Source organism: Microcoleus sp. Aus8_D2 (assembly GCF_036702665.1).
In the GTDB taxonomy this organism is placed as follows: Bacteria; Cyanobacteriota; Cyanobacteriia; order Cyanobacteriales; family Microcoleaceae; genus Microcoleus.
Window position 1 is genome coordinate 112,837 of the sequence record NZ_JAUBUN010000016.1, and the last position, 23,365, is coordinate 136,201.

At 46.9% G+C, this 23,365-nt stretch carries 19 protein-coding genes; 15 read left to right on the forward strand and 4 right to left on the reverse strand.

Features of this window, described 5'->3' with window-relative positions:
* Window positions 1–376: 376 nt before the first annotated feature.
* The 11 genes from QUB64_RS15090 to QUB64_RS15140 all read left to right on the forward strand — a co-directional run bounded on the left by QUB64_RS15090 (window position 377) and on the right by QUB64_RS15140 (window position 14,075).
* A complete protein-coding gene (locus QUB64_RS15090; protein ID WP_333271036.1) occupies window positions 377–1,576 on the forward strand; it encodes a HEAT repeat domain-containing protein in 1,200 nt (399 codons plus the stop codon).
* Between the two features lie 459 nt (window positions 1,577–2,035).
* On the forward strand, window positions 2,036–3,115 hold the full coding sequence (locus QUB64_RS15095; RefSeq protein WP_333271033.1) for a glycosyltransferase family 4 protein: 1,080 nt from the start codon (window positions 2,036–2,038) through the stop codon (window positions 3,113–3,115).
* 40 nt (window positions 3,116–3,155) lie between these two features.
* A complete protein-coding gene (gene map, locus QUB64_RS15100; protein WP_333271030.1) occupies window positions 3,156–3,917 on the forward strand; it encodes a type I methionyl aminopeptidase in 762 nt (253 codons plus the stop codon).
* 371 nt (window positions 3,918–4,288) lie between these two features.
* Complete coding sequence (locus tag QUB64_RS15105) at window positions 4,289–5,209, forward strand: S66 peptidase family protein (RefSeq protein WP_333271027.1); 921 nt, start codon at window positions 4,289–4,291, stop codon at window positions 5,207–5,209.
* 260 nt (window positions 5,210–5,469) lie between these two features.
* On the forward strand, window positions 5,470–6,264 hold the full coding sequence (locus tag QUB64_RS15110; RefSeq protein WP_333271024.1) for a hypothetical protein: 795 nt from the start codon (window positions 5,470–5,472) through the stop codon (window positions 6,262–6,264).
* Between the two features lie 1,189 nt (window positions 6,265–7,453).
* Complete coding sequence (hemE, locus tag QUB64_RS15115; protein ID WP_333271021.1) at window positions 7,454–8,518, forward strand: uroporphyrinogen decarboxylase; 1,065 nt, start codon at window positions 7,454–7,456, stop codon at window positions 8,516–8,518.
* A gap of 398 nt (window positions 8,519–8,916) precedes the next feature.
* Complete coding sequence (locus QUB64_RS15120) at window positions 8,917–9,882, forward strand: NAD-dependent epimerase/dehydratase family protein (RefSeq protein ID WP_333271019.1); 966 nt, start codon at window positions 8,917–8,919, stop codon at window positions 9,880–9,882.
* Window positions 9,883–10,276: 394 nt separating this feature from the next.
* Window positions 10,277–11,875, forward strand: coding sequence for a B12-binding domain-containing radical SAM protein (locus tag QUB64_RS15125; RefSeq protein ID WP_333271016.1), 1,599 nt, complete (start codon window positions 10,277–10,279; stop codon window positions 11,873–11,875).
* Window positions 11,876–12,291: 416 nt separating this feature from the next.
* On the forward strand, window positions 12,292–13,188 hold the full coding sequence (locus QUB64_RS15130; protein WP_333271014.1) for a M48 family metalloprotease: 897 nt from the start codon (window positions 12,292–12,294) through the stop codon (window positions 13,186–13,188).
* 264 nt (window positions 13,189–13,452) lie between these two features.
* Entirely contained in the window at window positions 13,453–13,716 is a 264-nt protein-coding gene (locus QUB64_RS15135; protein ID WP_333271012.1) for a hypothetical protein, read from the forward strand.
* The gene (locus QUB64_RS15140; protein WP_333271009.1) at window positions 13,716–14,075 is read left to right on the forward strand and encodes a type II toxin-antitoxin system VapC family toxin; all 360 of its coding nucleotides are present in this window, start codon (window positions 13,716–13,718) and stop codon (window positions 14,073–14,075) included. Before QUB64_RS15135 ends, QUB64_RS15140 begins: the two co-directional genes overlap by 1 nt.
* 285 nt (window positions 14,076–14,360) lie before the next feature.
* Here the strand turns inward: QUB64_RS15140 and QUB64_RS15145 are convergent, their stop codons facing one another.
* Window positions 14,361–14,912, reverse strand: coding sequence for a hypothetical protein (locus QUB64_RS15145; RefSeq protein ID WP_333271006.1), 552 nt, complete (start codon window positions 14,910–14,912; stop codon window positions 14,361–14,363).
* A gap of 262 nt (window positions 14,913–15,174) precedes the next feature.
* On the opposite strand from QUB64_RS15145, the gene QUB64_RS15150 reads away from it, so the two are divergent.
* Entirely contained in the window at window positions 15,175–16,551 is a 1,377-nt protein-coding gene (locus QUB64_RS15150) for an ATP-binding protein (RefSeq protein ID WP_333271005.1), read from the forward strand.
* A 217-nt stretch (window positions 16,552–16,768) separates the two neighbouring features.
* On the opposite strand, the gene ftsH4 is transcribed toward QUB64_RS15150, so the two are convergent.
* The 3 genes from ftsH4 to QUB64_RS15165 form a co-directional block, all read right to left on the reverse strand.
* Entirely contained in the window at window positions 16,769–18,643 is a 1,875-nt protein-coding gene (ftsH4, locus tag QUB64_RS15155; protein WP_333271001.1) for an ATP-dependent zinc metalloprotease FtsH4, read from the reverse strand.
* A gap of 298 nt (window positions 18,644–18,941) precedes the next feature.
* Window positions 18,942–19,415 carry a TspO/MBR family protein gene (locus tag QUB64_RS15160; protein WP_333270999.1) on the reverse strand — a complete coding sequence of 158 codons (474 nt, stop codon included), beginning with the start codon at window positions 19,413–19,415 and terminating at the stop codon, window positions 18,942–18,944.
* 112 nt (window positions 19,416–19,527) lie between these two features.
* Window positions 19,528–20,373 (reverse strand): M48 family metalloprotease, encoded by an 846-nt coding sequence (locus tag QUB64_RS15165; RefSeq protein ID WP_333270996.1) that lies wholly within the window; start codon window positions 20,371–20,373, stop codon window positions 19,528–19,530.
* Window positions 20,374–20,834: 461 nt separating this feature from the next.
* On the opposite strand from QUB64_RS15165, the gene QUB64_RS15170 reads away from it, so the two are divergent.
* From QUB64_RS15170 to QUB64_RS15180, 3 genes are all read left to right on the forward strand, one after another.
* Window positions 20,835–22,250 (forward strand): sensor histidine kinase, encoded by a 1,416-nt coding sequence (locus QUB64_RS15170; protein ID WP_333270994.1) that lies wholly within the window; start codon window positions 20,835–20,837, stop codon window positions 22,248–22,250.
* 226 nt (window positions 22,251–22,476) lie between these two features.
* A complete protein-coding gene (locus QUB64_RS15175; protein ID WP_333270991.1) occupies window positions 22,477–23,052 on the forward strand; it encodes a hypothetical protein in 576 nt (191 codons plus the stop codon).
* Window positions 23,053–23,061: 9 nt separating this feature from the next.
* Complete coding sequence (locus QUB64_RS15180) at window positions 23,062–23,259, forward strand: hypothetical protein (RefSeq protein WP_333270988.1); 198 nt, start codon at window positions 23,062–23,064, stop codon at window positions 23,257–23,259.
* Window positions 23,260–23,365: the final 106 nt, after the last annotated feature.

Consider the following 23,365-nt stretch of genomic DNA (forward strand, 5'->3'; position numbering starts at 1 on the left):
ATCCCCGTTGTCCGACTACCCGTTAAGATTAAGACAAAAGCGGCGCAGCAGCGACGAAACAGTTAAACTCACAGGTGATGGCACGCAGCGAACGCAGCGAGCAACAATCGCGGGCGTCGCAGCGTCTGCATAGCACGTAGCTGATGCTTCGCTGTCAATCAACTTTCCAAGATGCCCCTGCTCTATCTGCCGCCGCCGTTATTGACGCAATTGCGTGATTGAGATCCGGGTGGCTGCCACCTCAAACCAGGATTTTTCGCGATCGGGCGTGATATTTGTGGGTTAGTTGAGCCCATAGCAGCTAGGAGCGAGCTAACTCAAGGTTACACTAAAGCTCGTCATGCGGCGTTGCCTCTCAAAACCCCGATTGAGTCTTATGGCGCACTACCGCTCCACTTTATGTTTGTTCACCTGCATTGCCTGTCTGGGCGCTGCCTTCATTCCCAGTGCGGAGGGAAGGCAACAGATTGTCAATACTTCTTACCGGGTTGTTGCCGAAGAAATTGCTCAGGCGAACTCTCCCCCGGACGATCGCCCCGACTCCAATTCTCAAAAACCCTCTCCCCCGGACGATAACAACAAATCTCAGCCGTCCAAAACGCAAAAATCTAATTCCAAAATCCCGAAACCAATCTCCAATATAATCGTCATTTTGTCTCACCAGCGGGGGTTGTTAATGTTGGGTTTGGCAGCAGTTGTCGTCACGGCAGCGGCAGTATTTATCATGCTAAAATTAGTTGGCAGCGACGATTCTAATCATGCAAAGCGAAGAGGGGGAAGAGTCGATCGCCAAAACAAAAGAAACCCTCGATTCACCAATCGCAATCCTCAGACCAACTTGCCCGAAATGGGACAGCAAGAGGTTTCGTCTGGGGCATCAAAACCGTTACCAGCATTGCCCTACCCTGTTGATTTTCCAAAGGGCTACAGTCTCGACATTAGCGATCGACCTTTGCCGTTTATCCGAGAATCGGGGGAACCAGAATCCGAGGATGCAGGGGTAGAGGGCGATCGAATTAAGGCCGACAACTTGCCCTTGGAAACTCACAGAAATGGCTACAACACAGGTTTCAACATTCCCGAAACAACTAATCGATCCGATTCGCTAGCGAGTCGAAAAAAAGATATTTCCCTTCCCGAAACCGATGGCAGACCTCAAGTTGATATTATTGAAAAACTGATTGAAGATTTGCAGCACCTACATCCGGCTCATAGGCGCAAAGCAATTTGGGAACTCGGCCAGCGGGGAGATTCCAGAGCAGTTGAGCCGTTGCTGGATTTGCTAGGAAATTCCGACTCGAAGCAGTACAGTTTAATTCTGGCAAGTCTCTCGGAAATAGGCATTCGCACCCTCAAACCGATGAATAATGCCTGGTCAATTTCATTGCAAAATGAAAACCCGGAAGTGCGGAAAAATGCAATTCGCGACTTAACGCGGATTTACGAATTGGTGAATCAGATCAGTCATTTGTTGCACCGCGCGACGGACGATCCAGATGCAGAAGTTCAGGAAACAGCTCGCTGGGCAATTAATCAGTTGAATCGCATCCGTCCGCGTTCTGGGAGGGATGATTAGTCAGTAGTCCTCTAGTCAGTAGTCCTCTAGTCAGTAGTCCTCTAGTCAGTAGTCAGTAGTCAGTAGTCAGTAGTCAGTAGTCAGTAGTCCTCTAGTCGGGCCGTCGGGCCGTCAACCGATATATATTCTTTCTTTCCTAGATAACTAACTGCTTCTATTTTCTCTAGGGAGCATCTCAATGACTGTAACAAGCGTTTTTTAGGAGTGCTGTCCCCGCTCGCTTGCTGCTAATATGTAGCTCTGAGGGGATGTGAGTACAAATCGCTCTGAGGGGATGTGAGTACAAATCGCTCTGAGGGGATGTGAGTACAAATCGCGAGGGGGGACAGCACTGCGATAGCAAAATTATTATTCCGATGCAAAGGTTAACCTTATGATTATTGATAATATGCTAAAATCAGTGACCTGTTTGACCAATGACCTGTTTGACCTGTTTGACCTGTTTGACCTGTTTGACCAATGACTAATAACTCTTTAAAATTATTGTTCCTATCAACTTCTGTCGGTCAACTCGGTTCGGGGTTGGGCGGCGGAGTAGAACTTACAGTGCTCAACACTGCTAAAGAATTGCAGCGTCGAGGCCATAAAATCACAGTTGTAGCACCGACAGGTTCAGTCTTAGAATCAATTCCAGTCATCGAAATTGCGGGCGATTTGCAAGTAACTGCCCAAACACAAGATTACAACGATCCGATTGTGATGCCGGCCGATTCTGTGCTGGCGAATATGTGGGAATACGCTCGCCAAGTTGAGGATGAATGGGATCTGATTGTTAACTTTGCCTACGATTGGCTGCCTTTTTATTTGACGCCATTTTTTAGGACTCCGATCGCACATTTTATCAGTATGGGATCGATGTCGCGATCGTTCGATCGCATCGCCGGACAAATCGCCGCCAAATTTCCCGGTACCCTGGGAGTTTGCTCCCTTACCCAAGCCCAAACCTTTGCCTTTGCTAGCGAGTGTGAGTTGGTGGGAAACGGCGGCATCGATTTATCGCTGTACGAATTTTGTGGCCAACCGGAATCAAAATTAGCTTGGCTAGGCCGCATCGCCCCGGAAAAAGGCTTAGAAGATGCTGTGGCGGCTGCAAAAATTACAGGCATTCCCCTGAAAATTATGGGCAAAATGCAGGATGAGGATTATTGGCAAAAAATTTGTGCAGATTACCCGGATGCTCCGGTAGAATATTTAGGGTTTTTGACAACAACCAAAATGCAAGAGCAAGTCCGTCAGTGCCGAGCATTGTTGATGACGCCGCGCTGGGTGGAGGCTTTCGGAAATGTGGCGATCGAGGCTTTAGCGTGCGGTGTGCCTGTGATTGCTTACGAGCGCGGGGGGCCTGCGGAAATTGTTCGAGACGGGTTGACGGGCTTTTTAGTGGAGCCTGACAGTGTAAATGGCTTGGTAAGTGCGATCGACCGTTTGGACGAAATTGACCGCAACGCTTGCCGGCGACAAGCAGAGGTAGAATACAATTTAGTCGTGGCGGGCGATCTTTTTGAACGCTGGTTCAAGTCTATTCTAAAATTGAGTTAAATAAACTCTTAATCGACAACAACAAAAAACAAAAAAAACTATGGCAACTGAACGTTTAGTGCTTTTATCGAGTAGAGAAGTCGAAAAAATGCGTCAAGCCGGCCGCTTAGCAGCTCAGCTTCTGCTGCATCTGGAACCAATGATTAAACCGGGTGTTAGCACTCTGCAAATTAATGATGAAGCGGAACGCTGGACTCTGGCGCACGGCGCAAAAAGTGCTCCGCTAGGTTATAAAGGATTTCCAAAATCTCTGTGCGCGAGTGTGAATGAAGTTGTTTGTCATGGTATTCCAAATGCTAAACAAATTCTCAGAAAAGGTGACATTATTAACATTGATGTCACGCCTTTAGTTGATGGCTATCATGGCGATACTTCTAAAACCTTTTTTGTTGGGGAACCTTCACCTGTAGCTAAAAGATTGGTTGAAGTAACTGAGGAATGTCTGAGAAGAGGAATTGCGGAAGTTAAGCCGGGAGCTCGTACTGGAGATATCGGTGCGGCGATTCAAGAATATGCTGAAGCGCAGGGTTTTTCGGTAGTGCGAAATTTTGCGGGACACGGCGTGCATCGCGTTTTTCACACTGAACCGGAAATTTTGCATTACGGTAAGCGGGGGACGGGAAAGAAGCTCAGACAAGGCATGGTTTTTACGATCGAGCCGATGATTAATGAGGGTACTTGGGATGTGGAAATTTTGGCGGATGGTTGGACTGCTATTACTAAGGATGGAAAGCTTTCGGCTCAATTTGAACATACTCTGGCTGTGACTGATTCTGGGGTGGAAATTTTGACTTTGCCTTAAAGCATTTCCTAGTTATCTGCGTTAATCTACGTTAATCTGTCTGCAATCTGCGGTTTACGTATTAATCAAAGATTTATGCAATTTAAGTCAAAAAGAAGGGCGGGTTTTGCCTTGATACACTCGATTGTTTGATGATTTTTTAGTCAAAAAGAAGGGCGGGTTTTGCCTTGATACACTCGATTGTTTCATGAATTTTTAGCTTAACCCGCCCCTACCGCAATATGGTTGACTTCAGAAATTAGTCAAAAAGCCTGTTTTTCAATCGTATTGGGTTAGGTGCGTCGCTATGAGATTGTTCATTTTTAGTTAGGGATTTTTCGCAGAGCGACACACCCTACGAGTAATGACAAATGACAAATGACTAATGACTAATGACTAATATGAAATGGCTACAACCGGGAGATTTGCTCAGGGTAATTGCGCCTAGTGGGGCGCTGCGAGAATTGACTAATTTTGAGCGGGGTTTGGAAATTTGGAAATCTCGCGGCTATCGAGTTGAATTAACACCGGGTTTTGCCGATCGCACTGGCTATTTAGCAGGTTCCGACGAAAACCGCGTCCGACAGCTCGCAGATGCCCTCAGTGACCCGGATTGTCGCGGTATTCTGTGCGCCCGAGGTGGTTTTGGTAGCACTCGACTTTTGGAAAAAGCTAGGGTGGGCGATCGGGCAAATTCCGGGTTTCCGACTCCCGAATCCCATGCGCCGAAATGGTTAATCGGCTTTTCAGATATTACGGCTTTGCTGTGGAATGACGACAAATTGGGGATTTGGGGGGTTCATGGGCCGCTGCTGACGACTTTGGGCGCGGAACCGGATTGGTCGGTCGATCGACTTTTTGACTCCGTAGAAGGCCGTCCGTTACAATCTTTGCAAGGTAAAGGTTGGGCTGGTGGAAAGGCTACCGGGCGACTGTTTCCGGCGAATCTGACGGTGGCTACTCATTTGCTCGGAACCCCGTATCAACCGGATTTGACTGGTGCTATTCTCGCATTTGAGGATGTTTCCGAGGCTCCTTACAGGGTCGATCGAATGTTAACTCACTGGCGGATGGCGGGGGCTTTTGCGGGAGTGCGGGGCATTGCTTTGGGGCGCTTCAGCCGCTGCGAGATTGGCCCGGATATTCCTAGTTTTAGCATTGATGAAGTTTTGCGCGATCGGCTCTTTGACCTAAATATTCCGATTGTCTCAGATTTGCCGTTTGGGCACGAGGGGGTTAACGCTGCTTTACCCATGGGAATTGAGGCGAGTCTCGATGCTGAATCGGGATTGCTAACTTGCGGGGATTTATAGTCAAAAGTTGGTTTGTAGTAAGGACTTCAGTCCTTTCTTACTGGGTTCGTAGTGAGGACTTCAGTCCTTCCTTACTCAACAGGCTACGAAGGACTAAAGTCCTCACTACGAACCTTAGTACAAAATTAAGATTTAGCACCAGCTAAATAGTCCGGTTGGGTGAGGTTAACACGGTTGGCAGAAATTAGATTTAAAATGGTGTGTATGCAAATGTCGGCGCAAACAAGGCAAAAAGATTTTAAAACTTTTGAGAGGTTGATATGAAAACACACAACTTGTTAAATAGTATTGCTGCCACTGTGCTAGTTGCCGGATTGGCACTTACCGCAATTCCGTCAAGTGCGGTTGCTGAACAGATCGGAAATGGCGATCGCATAGATGGAGTAATCCGGCGCACTTCTCCGATTTACCGTTTCCGAAATATGTGGACACCCGGAACTCCGACGGAGGAATTGCGCGGTCAAGAATATACTTTCAGCGCGCGGGAAGGCGATAACATTGAAGTGTTTTTAGATACGGGTCGAAGCGGCGGTTTTACTCCTGTAATGGTACTATTTTACGGGAACAACAAGCAAGTCGCTTTTACGCAAGACCGTTCTTTTAATTATGTGATTCCCCGCAGCGGCGATTACAAGCTGTTGGTGTTGGCGAAGGATGCTGCGAGGGGCGGTAGCTACACGGTGGAAGTTGCGGGAATTGATGGCGGCGACAGACGGGCTAGCAATCGGCGCGATGACAGAAACGACAGCAGGCGTAACAGCAGCTACGATGGAGAACGGATTTTGCGAGATGATTTTGGCTTGCGACCTGTTGATTGTGCCGATCGACGTTCTATAGTAAGAGTAAGGTTTGACGATACCGGCAGGGACGGAACTTATTGCGCTGTACCGACTAGGGCTGTTCCGGCGGGCGATTATTATTACAATTCGCGGACTAGGGATTTAGATTCGGCGAGGGCGGATGAGGGTAGATTCGATCGCCCTAATGATAATAGCAGGTTCGATCGTCCCGAGCAATGTCGCGTATCTGTAGGCGGAGTGTGTGTGACTAGGTAAGCGCAAAAAAATCATCTTTTCCCAGCAATTGTAGGGGCGGGTTCACCCTAATTTGTAACTCAAATCAACAATATCTATAAACCCGCCCCAACCCAACCAACCATCTTTTCCCAGGAATTGTAGGGGCGGGTTCACCCTAATTTGTAACTCAAATCAACAATATCTATAAACCCGCCCCAACCCAACCAACCATCTTTTCCCAGGAATTGTAGGGGCGGGTTCACCCTAATTTGTAACTCAAATGAACAATATCTATAAACCCGCCCCAACCCAACCAACCAACTCTGATTAGGAACAAGTTTTTGGGGTTCTGCGATGGGTGGGGGCGGGTTTTTTAGTCTGTCGATTTCATTGTAGATTTGGGTGAACCCGCCCCTACGAATCTTGGTATTTTAGATGTAATTTTGTATTCGTGAATCAGTTGCTGTTTACCAGCTAAAATTTCTGAAGCAAATAATTTTGTTTCAAAAAAAATGGATCCTATTGATATTTAAGGCTTCCGTTTTCATTGTATTCAAGCTCATGATACTTGCCACCTAAACCTAAATCATGTAAGCACCTCTGGTAGTTTTTGGGGCCCATATCAAAAGCATTAGTCTGATTCAATCTGGCCCATTCAGCTACTCTTAGCTGGCTAGTTACCCCAGAAGCATCCGCTACGGTTTTGACAATCCAATCAAAGTTCATCTTTATTTACTCTTTAAGTTCGTATAATTTAATTATATTCCTATTGATTTTTTTGGATCGAGTTTCCATTCAATTATTTTCCCCAGCGAGTGGGGAGATTTGCAAGGACTCCCAAAATTATCCGTCAAAACTCCTTCAACCCAGTACCAAAAATCGCTGAAAGCCTTGCCCAGCAATGCTGCGAGGGTGAGAACGAAACAGCGTCGTTTCAACGATTTTCCCTAACCATCGCAAACTACCACAGTTCGATCGCAATTGAAACAAGCCCAAAGAAACCGGGTTTTTCAGCTAATCTACGAGTAACAACGTATCATCTTCGCAAAAAACCCGGTTTCTGACCACCCGTGCGTTCGGGACTATATTCGAGTTCTAGCCATTGTCTCACTTTCTTCTGCAATCGCAAAATACACATTTGTACACACAACGATTTTGTCAAAAAGGACGATCGCACAATGGTAAGCTACCAAAGACATTAAAATATCTAAGGTAGAGACAAGTTAAGATGTCATCATTAAATGAAGTTCCCTTGCTGTTGCGGGCAGCCCGCGGCGAAACCCTAGACCGCCCGCCCGTGTGGATGATGCGCCAAGCCGGTCGCTACATGAAAGCCTATCGAGATTTGCGAGAAAAGTATCCATCCTTTCGCGAACGTTCCGAAATACCCGAAGTTGCGATCGAAGTTTCCCTTCAGCCGTGGCGCGCGTTTCAACCCGACGGCGTAATCTTATTTTCCGATATTGTCACCCCCATGCCCGGTTTGGGCATCGACATGGACATCGCCGAAGGTAAAGGCCCGATAATCCACGCACCCATCCGCACTCAGCAGCAAATCGACAACCTGCAACCGCTGAACCCCGAAGAAAGCTTACCGTTTATCAAAACCATCCTCCAATCCCTGCGCGCGGAAGTTGGCAACAAATCCACCGTGCTCGGCTTTGTCGGCGCACCTTGGACTCTAGCAGCCTACGCCGTTGAAGGTAAAGGTTCAAAGGATTATGCCATCATCAAAAACATGGCATTTTCCGATCCAACTTTACTGCATCAATTGCTCTCAAAATTCGCCGATGCGATCGCAGTTTACGTCCGCTATCAAATCGACTGCGGCGCGCAAGTAGTGCAAATGTTCGATTCCTGGGCCGGCCAACTCTCCCCGCAGGATTACGACACCTTCGCCTTACCATACCAAAAACAAGTATTCGAGCAAGTCAAAAAAACCCATCCCGACACCCCGCTAATTTTATTAGTTACAGGTAGCGCCGGCCTCCTCGAACGGATGACCAAATCCGGCGCCGATATCATCAGCGTCGATTGGACGGTTGATATGGCCGACGCCCGCAAGCGTTTGGGCCCCAGCATGAACGTTCAGGGAAATCTCGATCCCGGCGTGTTGTTTGGTTCTCAAGCGTTTATTCGCGATCGCATTCTTGATACAATTCGCAAAGCGGGCCCGCGCGGACACATCCTGAATTTGGGACACGGCGTATTACCCGGAACCCCCGAAGATAACGTGCGTTACTTCTTTGAAACCGCCAAACAAGCCGACAAATTGCTCGCAGTTACTGCTTAAATTGCGATTTGATTGCGTTTAACTGGTTCCCAGCCTCTGCCTGTGGAACCCATACCTAGAGGCTCTGCCTCGCCTGGAAAAATGGAGGCAGAGCCTCCTGATATGCGCTACCAGGCAGGAGCCTGGTAACGAGTAGAAAAACTCTTGTCCCCCCCCCCTTAGCAAGGGGGGTTAGGGGGTTCTAGAACCTAACTCTTGTCCCCCCCTTAGCAAGGGGGGTTAGGGGGGTTCTAGAACCTAACCACCAAACAGCAGTCTATAAGTACGTTTGAGGTTAAGCTTCCCTACCATAAAAAGAGGACACGGCAATGCCGTTTCCCTACCATGAAAAGAGGGCACGGCAATGCCATTTCCCTACCACAAAAAACCCTCATCCCTCCCATCTTCCCTCCGGCAAAATGAACCCCAAAAAAATTTTTGTGACGGGTGCAAGTGGCTGTATCGGTCACTACATGGCCGAAACTTTGATCCAACAGACAAACCACCAACTCTACCTATTAGTTCGCAATCCCGACAAGCTAAAATTTGACACTAAAGCCCGCCCCGGCATCAACATCGTACAGGGCGACATGAGAGACATCGAGCAATTTGCCGAACTTCTCCAAACAATAGACGTAGCAATTGTAGCCGCCACAGCTTGGGGAGGAACCCAAGAAGTTTTTGATGTCAACGTCACCAAAACCCTGCGCCTAATCCAACTACTTTCGCCCCAGACTTGCCAACAAGTAATATACTTTTCAACCGCCAGTATTCTCGGTAGAGATAACAACTTGCTCAAAGAAGCCGGAGAACTAGGAACAGATTATATTAGATCGAAATACGATTGCATGACGCAATTATCAACCTTAACAAATCTGCCTCCAATTACCGCACTTTACCCAACCTTAGTATTAGGAGGAGACGCCGAAAAACCTGTTTCTCACCTATCATCCGGTTTGCCGCTTGTCGCCAAATGGATTGGCTTGATTCGCTGGCTGAAGGCAGACGGCAGCTTTCACTTCATCCACGGCGCAGATATTGCCACAGTAGTTAATTACTTAGTCGAACATCCGCCTGCTTCCGAAGAACCGCGACATTTTGTACTCGGAACTCCGGCGATTACCGCGAACGAAGTTGTCGAACAAGCTTGCAAGTATTTGCATACAAAAATATTCTTTCGGATTACTCTGTCACCTTGGCTTGCCGATTTCTTTATTTGGTTGTTCCGAATTCAGATGGCTGCTTGGGATAGATTTTGTATCAGCTACCGCCATTTTACCTATCAAAATCTTGTTAATCCCGAAAGCATCGGATTGCCGAGTTACTGCGGAACTGTTGCTGATATGTTAAGAACTAGCGGGATTCCAGATAAAAATACAAAGTAGTCCGTACACTCCGCACCAATAATCGAACGATGCTCAAAGCCCATCCCACAATCTTTCTTGTGGGATGGGCTTCTAGCCCGTCCCTAATTCTTTATCCTATTCAACTCTACTATTTCAAATTTTTTTTTGCCTGATTCCTGCACTTTTGAAGCGATTATCGTCAATCAATGGTGAGATACGATAAGATATCAACATTTGCCAACTTTAACAGGGAATTGCCAGCTAAAAATTGCGCCCATTATCATTGTGTTAGGGGGTGTCGCCCCTTTCCAGATAGTCGATCGCGGGCAAGATCGTAATTTTAGCATTAACATTAAATCTTGAGAGTCGATCGAACTCTCACGCCCCGCCAGCCCGATCGCAATTCTGTTAGTGATGTGAGGTTTAACATATTATGCGAGTGCTTCTAGTTTACCCCCTGTTCCCGAAAACATTCTGGTCTTATGAGAAAATCCTAGAATTAGTCGATCGCAAAGTGCTGCTTCCACCGCTGGGTTTGGTCACAGTAGCCGCCATTCTACCCCAAGAATGGGAATTTAAGTTAGTCGATCGTAACATCCGACAAATCACCGAAGCAGAATGGGAATGGGCCCAGCTCGTTATTCTGTCGGCGATGATTGTCCAAAAAGAAGACTTGCTAGACATCATCCGCGAAGCCAAGCGGCGCGGTAAATCCGTAGCCTGCGGTGGCCCATACCCAACCTCCGTACCCGAAGAGCCCCAAGCAGCCGGTATCGATTATCTGATTCTCGACGAAGGCGAAATCACCCTACCGATGTTCGTCGAAGCCATCGCGCGGGGTGAAAAAAGTGGAATTTATCGATCGGACGGCGTAAAACCCGATGTTACCACAACCCCAGTTCCCCGCTTCGACCTGCTGGAATTAGACTGCTACGACTCAATGTCGATTCAATTTTCGCGAGGTTGTCCCTTCCAGTGCGAATTCTGCGATATCATCGTCCTCTACGGTCGCAAACCCCGCACCAAAACTCCCCAACAACTAATAGCAGAACTAGACTGTCTCTACAACCTAGGTTGGCGGCGCGGCGTGTTCATGGTAGACGACAACTTTATCGGGAACAAACGCAGTGTCAAACTATTACTAAAAGATTTAGAAGTTTGGCAAATAGAACACAAATTCCCCTTCAACTTCAACACAGAAGCATCCATCGACTTAGCCCAAGACCAAGAATTGATGGACATGATGGTGAAATGTCATTTCAACGCCGTATTCCTAGGAATTGAAACCCCCGACGAAGAAAGCCTGCAAATGACTAAAAAATTCCAAAACACCCGCAACTCCCTGATAGAATCAGTAGAATTAATTGCCAAATCCGGTTTGCGAGTCATGGCCGGATTCATCATCGGATTCGACGGCGAAAAACCGGGTGCAGGCCAACGCATCGTCAACTTCGCCGAAGCAGCAGCAATTCCCAGTACAACCTTTGGAATGCTGCAAGCTTTACCGCACACTGCATTGTCGCACCGACTAGCAAAAGAAGGCAGATTGCGCGACAAATCCGGCAATTTGAATCAAACTACATTGATGAACTTCATTCCCACGCGGCCGCTAGAAGACATCGCCCGGGAATATGTTCAAGCATTTTCTGACGTATACGATGCTGAGAAATATTTAGACCGCACTTATCGCCACTTCTTGATGTTAGGTGCACCTACAGCAAATATACCATCAAGAATCCCTAGTTGGATCGACTTGCGAGCATTACTAACCGTAGTGTGGCGCCAAGGAGTCAAGCGTTCAACTCGCTGGAAATTCTGGCATCATTTATTCAGCATTCTCAAACGCAATCCAGCGGTTTGGGATCACTACTTAACAGTATGCGCTCACAACGAGCACTTCCTAGAATACCGCCAAATTGTGCGAGATGAAATCGAAGCTCAATTAGCCGAGTTTTTAGCTGACGAAGCTCAACAGGCGCAGCAAAAAGCCCTGATTGCTTCCCTTGCCAAAAAACAAGTGCAAGTAGTTTAAGATTTCTACTAATTTGAATGGCTAGTCAGAAACCGGGTTTTTACGAATATCTTTCGTCGCAGTCGAGAGATTCAGAAAAAACCCGGTTTCTTTGCGTGCGACGAGTCAGAAACCGGGTTTTTACGAATATCTTTCATCGCAGTTGAGAGATTAGATAAAAACCCGGTTTCTTTGCGTGCGATGAGTCAGAAACCGGGTTTTTACGAATATCTTTCATCGCAGTCGAGAGATTCAGAAAAAACCCGGTTTCTTGGCGTGTGCGATGAGTTAGAAACTAAAGCGAGATGAATGCGAGATTATCTGCGGTAAATACTACCATTGGCCGCAGCAGTTATTTCGGCAGACAGAGGCGCGATCGCCCGCAAATATGAAAATGTAATCACAAGCTCAAAAATATCGATCGCCCTCAACCCGCCATGCTAGGAACAAATCAACTCAGGACAGCCGCTCTTTTAGGACTCCTAAGCGGCCTGCTCGTTTTAGGAAGTTATTACTTAATCGGTAACGAGCAAGGACTTTACATCGGTTTAGCGCTAGCCGCCTTCTCCAGTTTTAGCTCTTGGTACTATTCCGACACGGCCGCTTTAATGGCTTACCGCGCCCGGCCCATCGCCCGCAGCGAAGCTCCCGAACTCTACGATATTGTAGCATCATTAAGCGAAAAAGCCGAAATTCCGGTGCCGAAAATCTTTGTAGTTCCGACTCAATCTCCCAACGCATTCGCCACGGGAAGAGACCCGGAACACGCAACAATAGCAGTTACCGAAGGCATCATCAAACTGCTTTCCCGCGAAGAATTGGAAGGCGTTTTAGCGCACGAACTCACGCACATCCGCAACCGCGACACTCTGACTCAAGCAGTAGCAGGGACGATCGCCGGTGCGATTACATTTGTCGGGCGAATACTGACATTTGGAGCGCTTTACGGCCCGGTAACGCGGGATAGCAGACAAGGCCCGAACCCGTTCGGTTTGCTATTTTTAATCATTTTAGCGCCGCTCTCAGCAACCTTAATTCAATTAGCGATTTCTCGCACGCGGGAATTTGCAGCCGATAGCGGTGCAGTGGAAATTACCAATAACCCGATCGGCTTAGCAAACGCGCTGCAAAAGTTGGAAAAAATGGGTCATGAAATTCCGATGCACGGCAATCCGGCGATGTCGCCGCTGCTGATTGTGAATCCTTTTTCGACTCAGGGTTTGCAGTCACTTTTCCGCACTCACCCGCCGACAGAGGAGCGGATTCAGCGCCTTTTGGAAATCGCGCAGCAGCAGCAAGGTTCTCCAGTGATGGCTTACGTGAGCGGAATTTAATCAGTCGAAAATGCAGAAACAATATTTAGAAACCCGGTGTTTTGAAGCAGCCGGGTTTCTGTATGTTTATTTGGTTTTTGGTTGTTAATTAGCTAGGGGCGATCGATCTTTGTAGAATCATCGCACTGTTTGGTATTTGCTGTGACGGGCGAGATCCTTACCCATTCAATAGCACCTATACGAGTGGTAAAGATACTGCTCAAGGTGAACAGCTTTGAGGTAAACTGGAATTGCTCTAAGTTTCTGGAGTCTGACATGGAAACAATGAAACTGATCTCGCATATTGGATCTGATGGCATATTGCTTCTCCAAATGCCCGCTGAGTTTAAAGATACTTCTGTGGAAGTTGTGGTAGTTGTACAGCATATACCATCGGAGGAAGTTAAACCGAAGTATAACGCTTGGGGACAACTGACTACTAAAAAATCTATTCAAGCAGCAATTGCTAGAATGCTACAACTCCGGCAAGAAATTGCCTTGGATAAAAGCTCAATCCGTTCCATGATTGAAGAAGGGCGCAGGTTTTAATGCAGTTTGTATTAGATTGTTCTGTCGCCATCAGTTGGTGCTTAGTGGATGAAAATAACGATTATGCCAATGCTATACTCGCGATTATGCCAGATTGCGAAGCATTTGTACCAGGAATTTGGTCGCTAGAAGTTGCTAATACTCTCCTGGTTGCCGAGCGACGAAACCGCATGACGAGTGAGCAATCTGAGATGGCTATTGCTTTGTTACAATCACTTTTAATTCAGGTTGATGAAGCTACGGATAGCAAAGCACTCTCGTCAACTCTCGTACTAGGTAGACAAGAAGGTTTAGCTGCTTATGATGCAGCTTATGAGAGAGTTAGCAGTACGATTGAAATTGCCGATCGCAACACTTGATAACCGCTTAGCGGATGCCGCAACTCGCTGCGGTGTGGCATTGGTAGTTATTGATTGAGAAATGCCACAGACGGATCGAGCGTAATAAAACCGACAAGAGAAAGTTAAATATTTTTATGGGCGATCGCTACCAGTACAATCATCGTATTGGAATGGTGGAACTGGAGAAGATTGTGAGTAGAAAAATTTGTTCGGCTGCACTCAATCTTGGTGACCATGTTTCAAGCTTAGGCATCCCGCTCATTATAGAGATCATCAATATAGCTAAAACAACAGGACTCACAATTATTTTTCTACAAATCCCCACTCATGAAAATCGCTGCAAATATTTATCTGAGATTGAATCATATCACCAGGTCCTACACTACCATTTGGGGCAGCTCCTAATCTTGCCCGAAAGTCATACATACAGTTTTCACGACCATCTTGAATTGTAATCTTTGTCTTTTGTCCAGGCCGTAATACCTCAGTACCTAATATATCCTCTTCCCAAGAATTGACATTTGCAGGTGAAGCAAAAAATCTTTCGATGTTTCGACTTGTTTGATTTGTCAAATCAAAAGAGACAGGTCCATTCCTGTAGATACCCAGAGGCGATGAAGAAGGCGATGACGAGGACTGTGGCGATGGCTGTGGCTGTGGCTGTGGCTGTGGCTGTGGCGGTATGTCTAGACCTATACTTATCAGTATGAAAAATATACCTAAGCTCGTTGCCAGAAAACGTGAAAACTTCCCTATTTGAGGTATTTTCAGTTCTTTTACCTGAAAACCACCTCCAAAAATGCCGATCAAAAGCAAGATGCTACCTAAGATAAAAGTTAAGATTTTGAGTGCCATAAAGTTATTTGCTCCTAATTAATAACCGATTGGAGGACTGTGTATAAAACGGCAAGCGTTAGTCCCTGGTTTACTCTTTAATACTTCTTCTAGAGTTTTTATAAATCAGGGCTTTTTTAGTCAAAAAATGTTCAATTTAGTCTACAAACTTTCCCTGTCCTCACTCTGTTTAATCTATTTTTGTATAAAAGCGTACAAAAAAGTGCTAAAAAGCCGGCAAACGTGAGCTACAATACACAAAACTCTCGCATCTCCCTGCCAGATGAATATTAAAGAAATGTTAAATCTCGCCGATCGCATAGTCTTCGATAAAACCGGTAAGCACCTTGACGATTTACAAGCAGCGGTACTGCGGGGAACTCTACAACGCGAGACATACAAGCAAATAGCCAAAGACTTTGACTGTTCTGAAAGTAGTGTGAAGCAAGTTGGTTCGCAATTATGGCAGATACTTTCTGAAGAGTTGGGAGAAGATGTTAGTAAAACAAATTTTCGATCGGCAATAGAGAGGTTGCAAGTCTCGATAGTTTCACATTTGGAACAGCATCACAACAAAATTGGTAGTTTTAACATCTGTGGAGAAACGTTACACTCACCAGATACACAAAACTCATACCCACCAAATCAGGAAACATCTAACCCACAACAAACCAAAACTCTACATCAAGATTTAAGCGAAATGCCAGAGTTGGGTGATTTCTACGATCGCACTCTCGAACTCGACACCCTCACCACATGGATTTTACAACAACGCAGTCGCCTCATAGCCCTGATCGGCATCAGCGGAATCGGCAAAACATCCTTAGCAGTGCAACTCGTACAACAAATTAAAGACGAGTTTGAGTACGTCGTTTGGTATACTCTCGACGAATTCCCCAGCATAAATAAATTTCTATCTAACTTAATACAGCTTTTTTCCCAGTCACAAAAGCTAAATTCACCGACAACAAACCAGAAATGCTTACCGCTGATTAAGTATTTGCAAAAGTATCGCTGTTTAATAGTCTTGGATGACGTTCATAACCTTTTCTGTAGTGGCGAATTGGCAGGAAAGTATAAACCAGACTACGAAGAATATCGCTCCCTATTCAAACAGATAGAAAAATTATCCCATCAAAGTTGCTTTCTGCTAATCGGTTGGGAACAACCGAGAGAAGTGACTCAATTTAAAAACCCAAATACTCCCATTCGTACCTTACAACTCAAAGGTTTAGACATCGCAGCCGGACGGGAAATACTCAGAGATTGTGGGTTAGAAGAAATAGACAGCAGTGAAGCACTCATTCACCGCTATGAAGGCAACCCGCTATACTTAAAAAGCGTGGCGAATCTGATTCAAGAGTTAGGAATCTGCGCGACAGAATTATTAATAGATGATACCATATTGTTGCCGGAAGATTTGAAAGATGTTTTACAGCAGCAGTACGATCGCACTTCCGAACTAGAAAAACAAGTTATGTCATTGTTGGCTGCAGAAAACCAGCCAGTCAACCTAGCAAACTTGTTAGAAAAAGCACAAATATCATCATCAGATTTGCTCAATGCCTTGCAATCTCTATCGCGACGCTGCTTGATAGAAAAAGAAGGAAGCTTTTACAGTTTGTCACCTGTATTGAAGCAGTATATCAAAGGGTTGTAACTGAGATGTTGGACTAATATCAATAAAGGGTTTTTTCGTGGGTGGGGGCGGGTTTATTTAACCTGTTTGCACCCTTTAAGGCTGTTGGTGAACCCGCCCCTACAGGAATTACGGTCTATCGAATTAAACATAATATTATGAGGAAATATAGAAAAACGCAGATGATTTTCACACATCTGCGTTCATCTGCGTTAATTTCCGGTTAAATCAAAGCATTTTAAACAACCGCCGAAACCTTATCTACAGGCTTCACTTGAGCGAGGAAATCGTGTAGTTTATCACCTTCAATCACCTCAGTTTCCAACAATTGCGAGGTAATTGTTTCTAACAATTCCCGATTTTCCTTGAGAATGTGCAAGGCTTGTTGGTGCGCCGTTTCGACAATCTCTTTGACTTCTTTGTCGATCGCCTCAGCAGTTTGGGCACTGACAGCGCGGCGGGCATTTCCCATACCATCGTTGAGGAACATCGCCTGCTGGCCCTTATCGTAAGCTAGAGGCCCCAAAACCTTGCTCATACCGTAAGTTGTCACCATTCTCTCGGCTAAATCAGTCGCCCTTTGCAAGTCATTCGAGGCGCCGGTGGTGATGCTACCGAAGACAACTTCTTCAGCCGATCGCCCTCCCAACAGTGTAGCAATCTGACCGCGCAATTCCGACTCATCCAACAAGAAACGGTCTTCAGTCGGCACCTGCAACGTGTAACCCAATGCAGCCATACCGCGCGGGACGATCGAGATTTTCGACACTTCGCCCCCGCCCGCCATCACAGCACCCACCATCGCGTGCCCGACTTCGTGGTAAGCCACAATCTTCTTCTCTTTCTCGTTGAGCACCCGGCTCTTCTTTTCCAAGCCAGCTACAACGCGCTCAAACGCCTCAAAAAAGTCTTCCTGCGCCACAGCGAGGCGCTTGTTACGCGCAGCCAGCAAGGCAGCTTCATTGACCAAATTTGCCAAATCCGCGCCCGAAAAACCGGGGGTGCGAGTGGCAACTTCCTTCAAATTAATATCCGGGCCCAACTTGACTTTTTGAGAGTGAATGTTCAAAATTGCTTCGCGGCCAGATAAATCCGGGCGATCGACCAAAACTTGGCGATCGAAACGGCCCGGGCGCAACAAAGCAGCATCCAAACTTTCCGGGCGGTTAGTAGCAGCCAGCACAATTACCGTAGTATTACCCACAGCAAAACCGTCCATTTCAGTTAACAGTTGATTGAGAGTTTGTTCGCGTTCGTCATTTCCCCCATACATACCGTTGCTGCTGCGAGATTTGCCGATCGCATCCAACTCATCAATAAAGATAATACAAGGAGCTTGCTTCTTTGCTTGCTCGAACAAATCTCGGACTCTCGCAGAACCGACACCGACAAATAGTTCTACAAACTCCGAACCGGAGATGCTAAAAAACGGTACGCCAGCTTCACCAGCCACAGCCTTTGCTAACAAAGTTTTGCCAGTTCCCGGAGGCCCCACTAACAGCACGCCCTTCGGAATTCGCGCGCCAATTGCGGTGAATTTGTCGGGAGTTTTCAGGAATTCCACAACTTCGACTAATTCAGTTTTAGCCTCTTCTACTCCGGCTACATCAGCAAACGTAATTTTCGCCGATTCGCCTTCGACATAGACCTTAGCCTTACTTTTGCCGATCGACAGCGCACCCTGCGGCCCGCCACCCTGCCTGTTCGCGAAAAATTGAAAAATCGCTACAAAAATCAGCGGCGGCACTACCCAGCTTAAAACACTGCCGATCCAGCCATTTTTGGAAGGGGGAGTTGCTGCAAATTCAACGCCTTTTTCTTGCAAAAGTTTAGGCAGTTCCAGGTCAAAAATTGGCGTAGTTGACAGAATTTGACCGGGTTTATCGCCTTCGCCTTTGAGTTGGTAGCGGATTTCATTTTGACCAACCGAAGCTCTGACTACATCTTGTTCTTGAACCTGATGGACGAACAAACTGTAAGGCACTTGCGGAATTTGTGGCCCGAACAAATTTGGCAAAAAGATGTTTGCTAGCAGAAACAAGCTTGATAGCAATAATACAATATTGCTAATTTGCCTAAAACGAGGCGGTTGGGGCTGGTCTTTAATTGCCATTGATAACGGTCATCCTTTAATATTAAGCAGTTTAATTCATTTATTTTCTCATCAAATACGCACGCCGTGTCAAGCGGATTTCCTCACTCGATCGGTTCGGTTAACTGGGCTGCACCTATTTGGTCTTATTATAAACGAACCGCGAAGGCACGAAGAACGCCAAGGAAGAGAAGAGAAGAGCATTATATTTAGGAATAGTTGGTTAAAAGTTACTTAATGGTGATTATTTCCGAATCGTTTCAAGATTCTCTCGCTTTTTTCTTCCTTCGCGTTCTTCGCGTCTTCGCGGTTCGTTATATTATGCAGCTTCTGGGTTTAACTGAATCATTTCCCAAGTAGTATAAGTGCCGATCGCACCCCAAATTGCGTAAGGCAAAAGTAACCAAGCCGCAGTTTGAGAAATCGGCCAAACAGCCAAGAGCAGCACAACTCCCAAAATCTCGCCAACACCGCCCAAAATCGTCCCTAATTTGAGGCTTTTCGCTCGGAGAGTCGCCGGAATATAAGCAACTGTGACAATTTCTAAAAGCAAGTACCAAGCCATCAGCAGCCAAGTTGTGAGACTTCCCGGATCGCGTTCCCACACGACAGCAGCGCTACCGGCCCCGCCTGCAAAAATCACCGTCCAAATTAACGGAATTGCAGGCTCAAAAAACAGCCAATTTGGTCTTTGAAGTTTTACGGCCCAGTTAAGATCGCGGAGTTTGAAAAACAAAGTGCCGAAGGCGACTGAGAACGTCACGCCGCCGATAATCATCCAAGATTGCATCATGGTTCTCAACTTTCAAATTGCTCGATCGCTCAATTAATAGATCGTGCCAACTCGCAGCCGAACTTCCATCCGCCTTTAGCAATAACTTCAGCAAAGCCCAACCCAACAATTGCTAACCGCCGGAGACATTCTTAGCAAACTCTTCGCGTCCAGAAACCAAATTAGCTGGAATACCGTTAGGGAAATTTTGGGTAATTAAAGCTTGCAACTTTTCAACTCGATTCTCAGGATTCGGGTGAGAACTCAAAAACTCCGGCGGCGCTTCGCCACTCCTAGCAGAACCGAGAATTTGCATCACCTCAACAATACCTCTAGGATCGTAACCCGCTTCCGTCATAAACCGAAAACCGAGGCGATCGCTCTCAAGTTCATCTGCTCTACCGTACCGCAAACCGACAACTTGATTGACAGCTTGAGCAATTAATGCTGCTTGTTGTCCGCCACCGCGCTCATCGCTAGCGGCCACTCCCACAGCCGTCACCAAAGACCGACCAAGTTGCTGTTTTGCAAGGTGTTCCGCAGCGTGTCGCCCCACAACATGACCGCTTTCGTGCCCCAGTACAGCCGCCAACTGAGCCTCGGAATTCAGCCGTCGCATCAGTCCGGCGGTAATGAAAACTTGTCCCCCAGGGAGAGCAAAAGCATTAACTGTTTTGGGATCTCGCAGCAGGTGGAATTCAAACGGATAACCGGCTTTTTTCGCCTCTGAACCGTTGACAACTCGTTCTCCTACTCGATCGACATATTGTTGAATACTCTGGCTCGGATAAAGCCCGCCGTATTGAGCCGCCATTTTGTCTCGCGCCTCCAACCCCAAAACTACCTCTTGGCGGGGAGAAAGCTGCACCCGCTGTTTCTCTCCTGTTACGGGATTTTGTACGCTGCTGGTAAAATAGGTGATAGCCCCAAAAAATGCCATTAATAAGCCGATCGCGAATCGGAATAAAAATCTATTCACAGGCGTTTACCTAAAAAGTTTAGCTTGTAGCGTAGCAGACTGACAGCTATCTCCACATCTATCTGAAGTATCAAACATGAAATTTATTGGGTATTTTTTGCATGACTTGTAAACAGGGCTTTTTTAATGAACCGCGAAGGCGCGAAGTACGCGAAGGAAGAGGGAATAGGGAAGAAGTCAGTAGTTATTGGCAACAATTAACAAACAATACGTAAGGACAGTTTTAAATATAGTCGAGCGTCCGAAACCGTTAATGGTTATATGGTGGACTATTTTTTCAAGGTTTAAGTAAGCGTGCTAAGTTTCAAAAAATGCGTTAAAAATGGCAAGGCTTCCTCGCCCTCGGCTTACAGGGGCGTTAAAAAACTGTCCGAACTCTTGAACAAATAACAAATAACAAATAACACATAACAAATAACCAACTGTCACTTGTCTACTGTCACTTGTCTACTGTTTAAAATATGTTTCAAGCTACTCGCCGCCGCCTTGCTATTTGGTACACTGCCGTTACTGCTGTGTTGTTACTATTATTCGCCACGGGTTTCTATTTCTACGTTCGCAATACTTTGATCGATCGCATCGACGACACTCTCAATCACGTTGTAGAAATAGTAGAGCGAACTCTCGTGATCGAACCGGTAGCTTCCCGAAGTACGGGTGCTAAAACTAAGTTGCAAGTTAATATTCAAGCGAGTTTTCGAGACAGCAGCGACGCAGTAGAAGACGACCACATTGATTTAGAATGGTTCAGTCCTACGGGCGAGTTGCTGTGGTCTACTTTGTCGGAACCGCTGAATGTGCCGATTCGCGCTAACCGCACGGGCGAAACGGTTTGGATAATTAATAATAAGTTGCAGCCCGATCAAAACTATTCTCTCAGACAAGTTACGCAGCGTGTGGAAATCGGCCGCCAAGTTTTGGGATATTTGCGAGTCAGCCATCCTTGGTTTGAAGTGACAAAACCGATCAGACAATTAATTTTTGATTTGATTTTGGGCGCGGGTTTAACTTTAATTTGCGTGGCGGCTATTGGCTGGCTGCTGTCGGGATTGGCGATCGCACCTGTGCGGGAATCTTACAGTCGTCTCAAACAGTTTACCGCCGATGCTTCCCACGAACTCAGAAATCCGATCGCCACTATTCAAACAAATGTCCAAGTAGCCTTGGCGGAACCGGATATCGAACCGCAGCAACACCAACAGCTACAGGTTATCGAACGGCTGACGCGCCGTTTGGGGCGGTTGGTTGACGATTTGCTGTTTTTGGCCAGACAAGACAGCGGAATCGTGCAGCAGCAGTGGGTTGATGTTCCTCTCGATGCTTTGTTGATGGAGGTAATTGAAGAACAACTCGCCATCGCCCTTACCCAAAATCTCTCTCTCTGTTTGGAAATAATCGATTCGCCCGACACTGAAAATAACTTTACAGTTGTAGGCGACTGGGATCAACTAGCGCGACTGTTTACCAATATTGTGAGCAACGCCGTACAGTACACGCCCTCTGGCGGGGAAATTGAAGTAGAATTGCAGTTGGCAGCTAAAAACAAAAGAAATTCGTCGGCGATCAATTCTGCACTGCAAATCAAAGTCACAGACACCGGCATGGGGATTTCCCCGGAAGCGCTACCGCATTTGTTCGATCGATTTTACCGCGCCGATCCCGCCCGCACCCACCGCAGCGCGGCCGGTTCCGGTTTAGGATTAGCCATCGCCAAAGCCATTGTCGAAAACCACCGCGGCCAAATCCGGATTGACAGCCAAGTCGATCGGGGAACCGCTGTTACCGTCACCATCCCCGCCCACAAATTAGAAACATCTCGCCCCGAAAACATCCCCTCTTCCCCTCTTCCTCTGCGCCCTCTGCGCCCTCTGCGGTAAAAAAATCTATCCCTCAAACCCTGATTATTAGAAACATCTCGCCCCGAAAACTTTCCCTCTTCCCCTCTTCCTCTGCGCCCTCTGCGCCCTCTGCGGTAAAAAAATCTCCCCCTCAAACCCTGATTATTTCTACCTCGGGCCCAAACCCAGCTATTAAAATTCAATTCGGGCATAGATTAACATAAACTTTGTTGGAAATCTCGATCGAACTTGTGAGGAGTTATTTATGTTTCGCCACAATCCACCGTTGAACAAAATCAGCTTGCTAGCAGCCACCTGCGGCGGTTTACTCGTCAGTCTAGCGACACTTTCCCAAGCAGGCGGCCCCCCGCCCCAACAAGGAAAACCCGTTTCCCAACCGAGCCCCGCAGCCACTCCGGGAACAGGAAAGCCCGTTTCCGAACCGAGTCCCGCTGTAAGTCCCAGCCCCAACGGGATGCCCTCAAAACCTGCAACAACAGACGCGCCTCCCCGCTTCCCGATGCCTGCTGCGCGAGTGACGGCGGCATCCGGCACGGTAGTAATTAAACTGGTGAATACCACCAATGCAGTCATCAATTATCAAGTGGTGGGCATTACCCCACCGCGCACTCTGGGCGAACAATCGGAAATTGTGCTCACAAACATCAAAGTGCCAATCACCCTCACTTACCAGCGTCCAGACGGCGGATTGATGCTGGTTCGCCCGCAAGCTACCGCGACGACAGGAATGTTGCAAGTAAATTTCGGCGCGACAACTGACTTGGGCGTCGATACAAAATCGATGGAAATTCAAGAAGACGGGCGAGTATTCTTGAATTAGTCATTGGGCATGGAGCATGGGGCATTGGTCATTGGTCATTGGTCATTAACTGGTTCCCAGGCTCTGCCTGGGAAACTATATCCAGAGGCTCTGCCTCGCCTGGAAAAAAGGAAAGGAAAGGAGGCAGAGCCTCCGAATCTGCGTTACCAGGCAGAGCCTGGGAACGAGCAAGTAGAGGACACGGCAGTGCCGTTTCCCTACGGATGAAATTAACTGGTTCCCAGGCAGAGTCTGGGGATTAGTTAATTCCCCATTACCAATTCCCCATTACCAATTCCCCATTACCAATTCCCCATTCCCAATGCCCCATTCC

What these genes read in the sequence shown, in the direction of transcription:
- QUB64_RS15150 (WP_333271005.1), top strand. Translation starts at nt 15,175, where the DNA reads ATGAATATTAAAGAAATGTTAAATCTCGCCGATCGCATAGTCTTCGAT.
- map (WP_333271030.1), top strand. Translation starts at nt 3,156, where the DNA reads ATGGCAACTGAACGTTTAGTGCTTTTATCGAGTAGAGAAGTCGAAAAA.
- QUB64_RS15105 (WP_333271027.1), top strand. Translation starts at nt 4,289, where the DNA reads ATGACTAATATGAAATGGCTACAACCGGGAGATTTGCTCAGGGTAATT.
- QUB64_RS15125 (WP_333271016.1), top strand. Translation starts at nt 10,277, where the DNA reads ATGCGAGTGCTTCTAGTTTACCCCCTGTTCCCGAAAACATTCTGGTCT.
- QUB64_RS15090 (WP_333271036.1), top strand. Translation starts at nt 377, where the DNA reads ATGGCGCACTACCGCTCCACTTTATGTTTGTTCACCTGCATTGCCTGT.
- QUB64_RS15140 (WP_333271009.1), top strand. Translation starts at nt 13,716, where the DNA reads ATGCAGTTTGTATTAGATTGTTCTGTCGCCATCAGTTGGTGCTTAGTG.
- ftsH4 (WP_333271001.1), bottom strand. Translation starts at nt 18,643, where the DNA reads ATGGCAATTAAAGACCAGCCCCAACCGCCTCGTTTTAGGCAAATTAGC.
- hemE (WP_333271021.1), top strand. Translation starts at nt 7,454, where the DNA reads ATGTCATCATTAAATGAAGTTCCCTTGCTGTTGCGGGCAGCCCGCGGC.
- QUB64_RS15180 (WP_333270988.1), top strand. Translation starts at nt 23,062, where the DNA reads ATGGAGCATGGGGCATTGGTCATTGGTCATTGGTCATTAACTGGTTCC.
- QUB64_RS15110 (WP_333271024.1), top strand. Translation starts at nt 5,470, where the DNA reads ATGAAAACACACAACTTGTTAAATAGTATTGCTGCCACTGTGCTAGTT.
- QUB64_RS15095 (WP_333271033.1), top strand. Translation starts at nt 2,036, where the DNA reads ATGACTAATAACTCTTTAAAATTATTGTTCCTATCAACTTCTGTCGGT.
- QUB64_RS15170 (WP_333270994.1), top strand. Translation starts at nt 20,835, where the DNA reads ATGTTTCAAGCTACTCGCCGCCGCCTTGCTATTTGGTACACTGCCGTT.
- QUB64_RS15145 (WP_333271006.1), bottom strand. Translation starts at nt 14,912, where the DNA reads ATGGCACTCAAAATCTTAACTTTTATCTTAGGTAGCATCTTGCTTTTG.
- QUB64_RS15120 (WP_333271019.1), top strand. Translation starts at nt 8,917, where the DNA reads ATGAACCCCAAAAAAATTTTTGTGACGGGTGCAAGTGGCTGTATCGGT.
- QUB64_RS15135 (WP_333271012.1), top strand. Translation starts at nt 13,453, where the DNA reads ATGAAACTGATCTCGCATATTGGATCTGATGGCATATTGCTTCTCCAA.
- QUB64_RS15175 (WP_333270991.1), top strand. Translation starts at nt 22,477, where the DNA reads ATGTTTCGCCACAATCCACCGTTGAACAAAATCAGCTTGCTAGCAGCC.
- QUB64_RS15130 (WP_333271014.1), top strand. Translation starts at nt 12,292, where the DNA reads ATGCTAGGAACAAATCAACTCAGGACAGCCGCTCTTTTAGGACTCCTA.
- QUB64_RS15160 (WP_333270999.1), bottom strand. Translation starts at nt 19,415, where the DNA reads ATGATGCAATCTTGGATGATTATCGGCGGCGTGACGTTCTCAGTCGCC.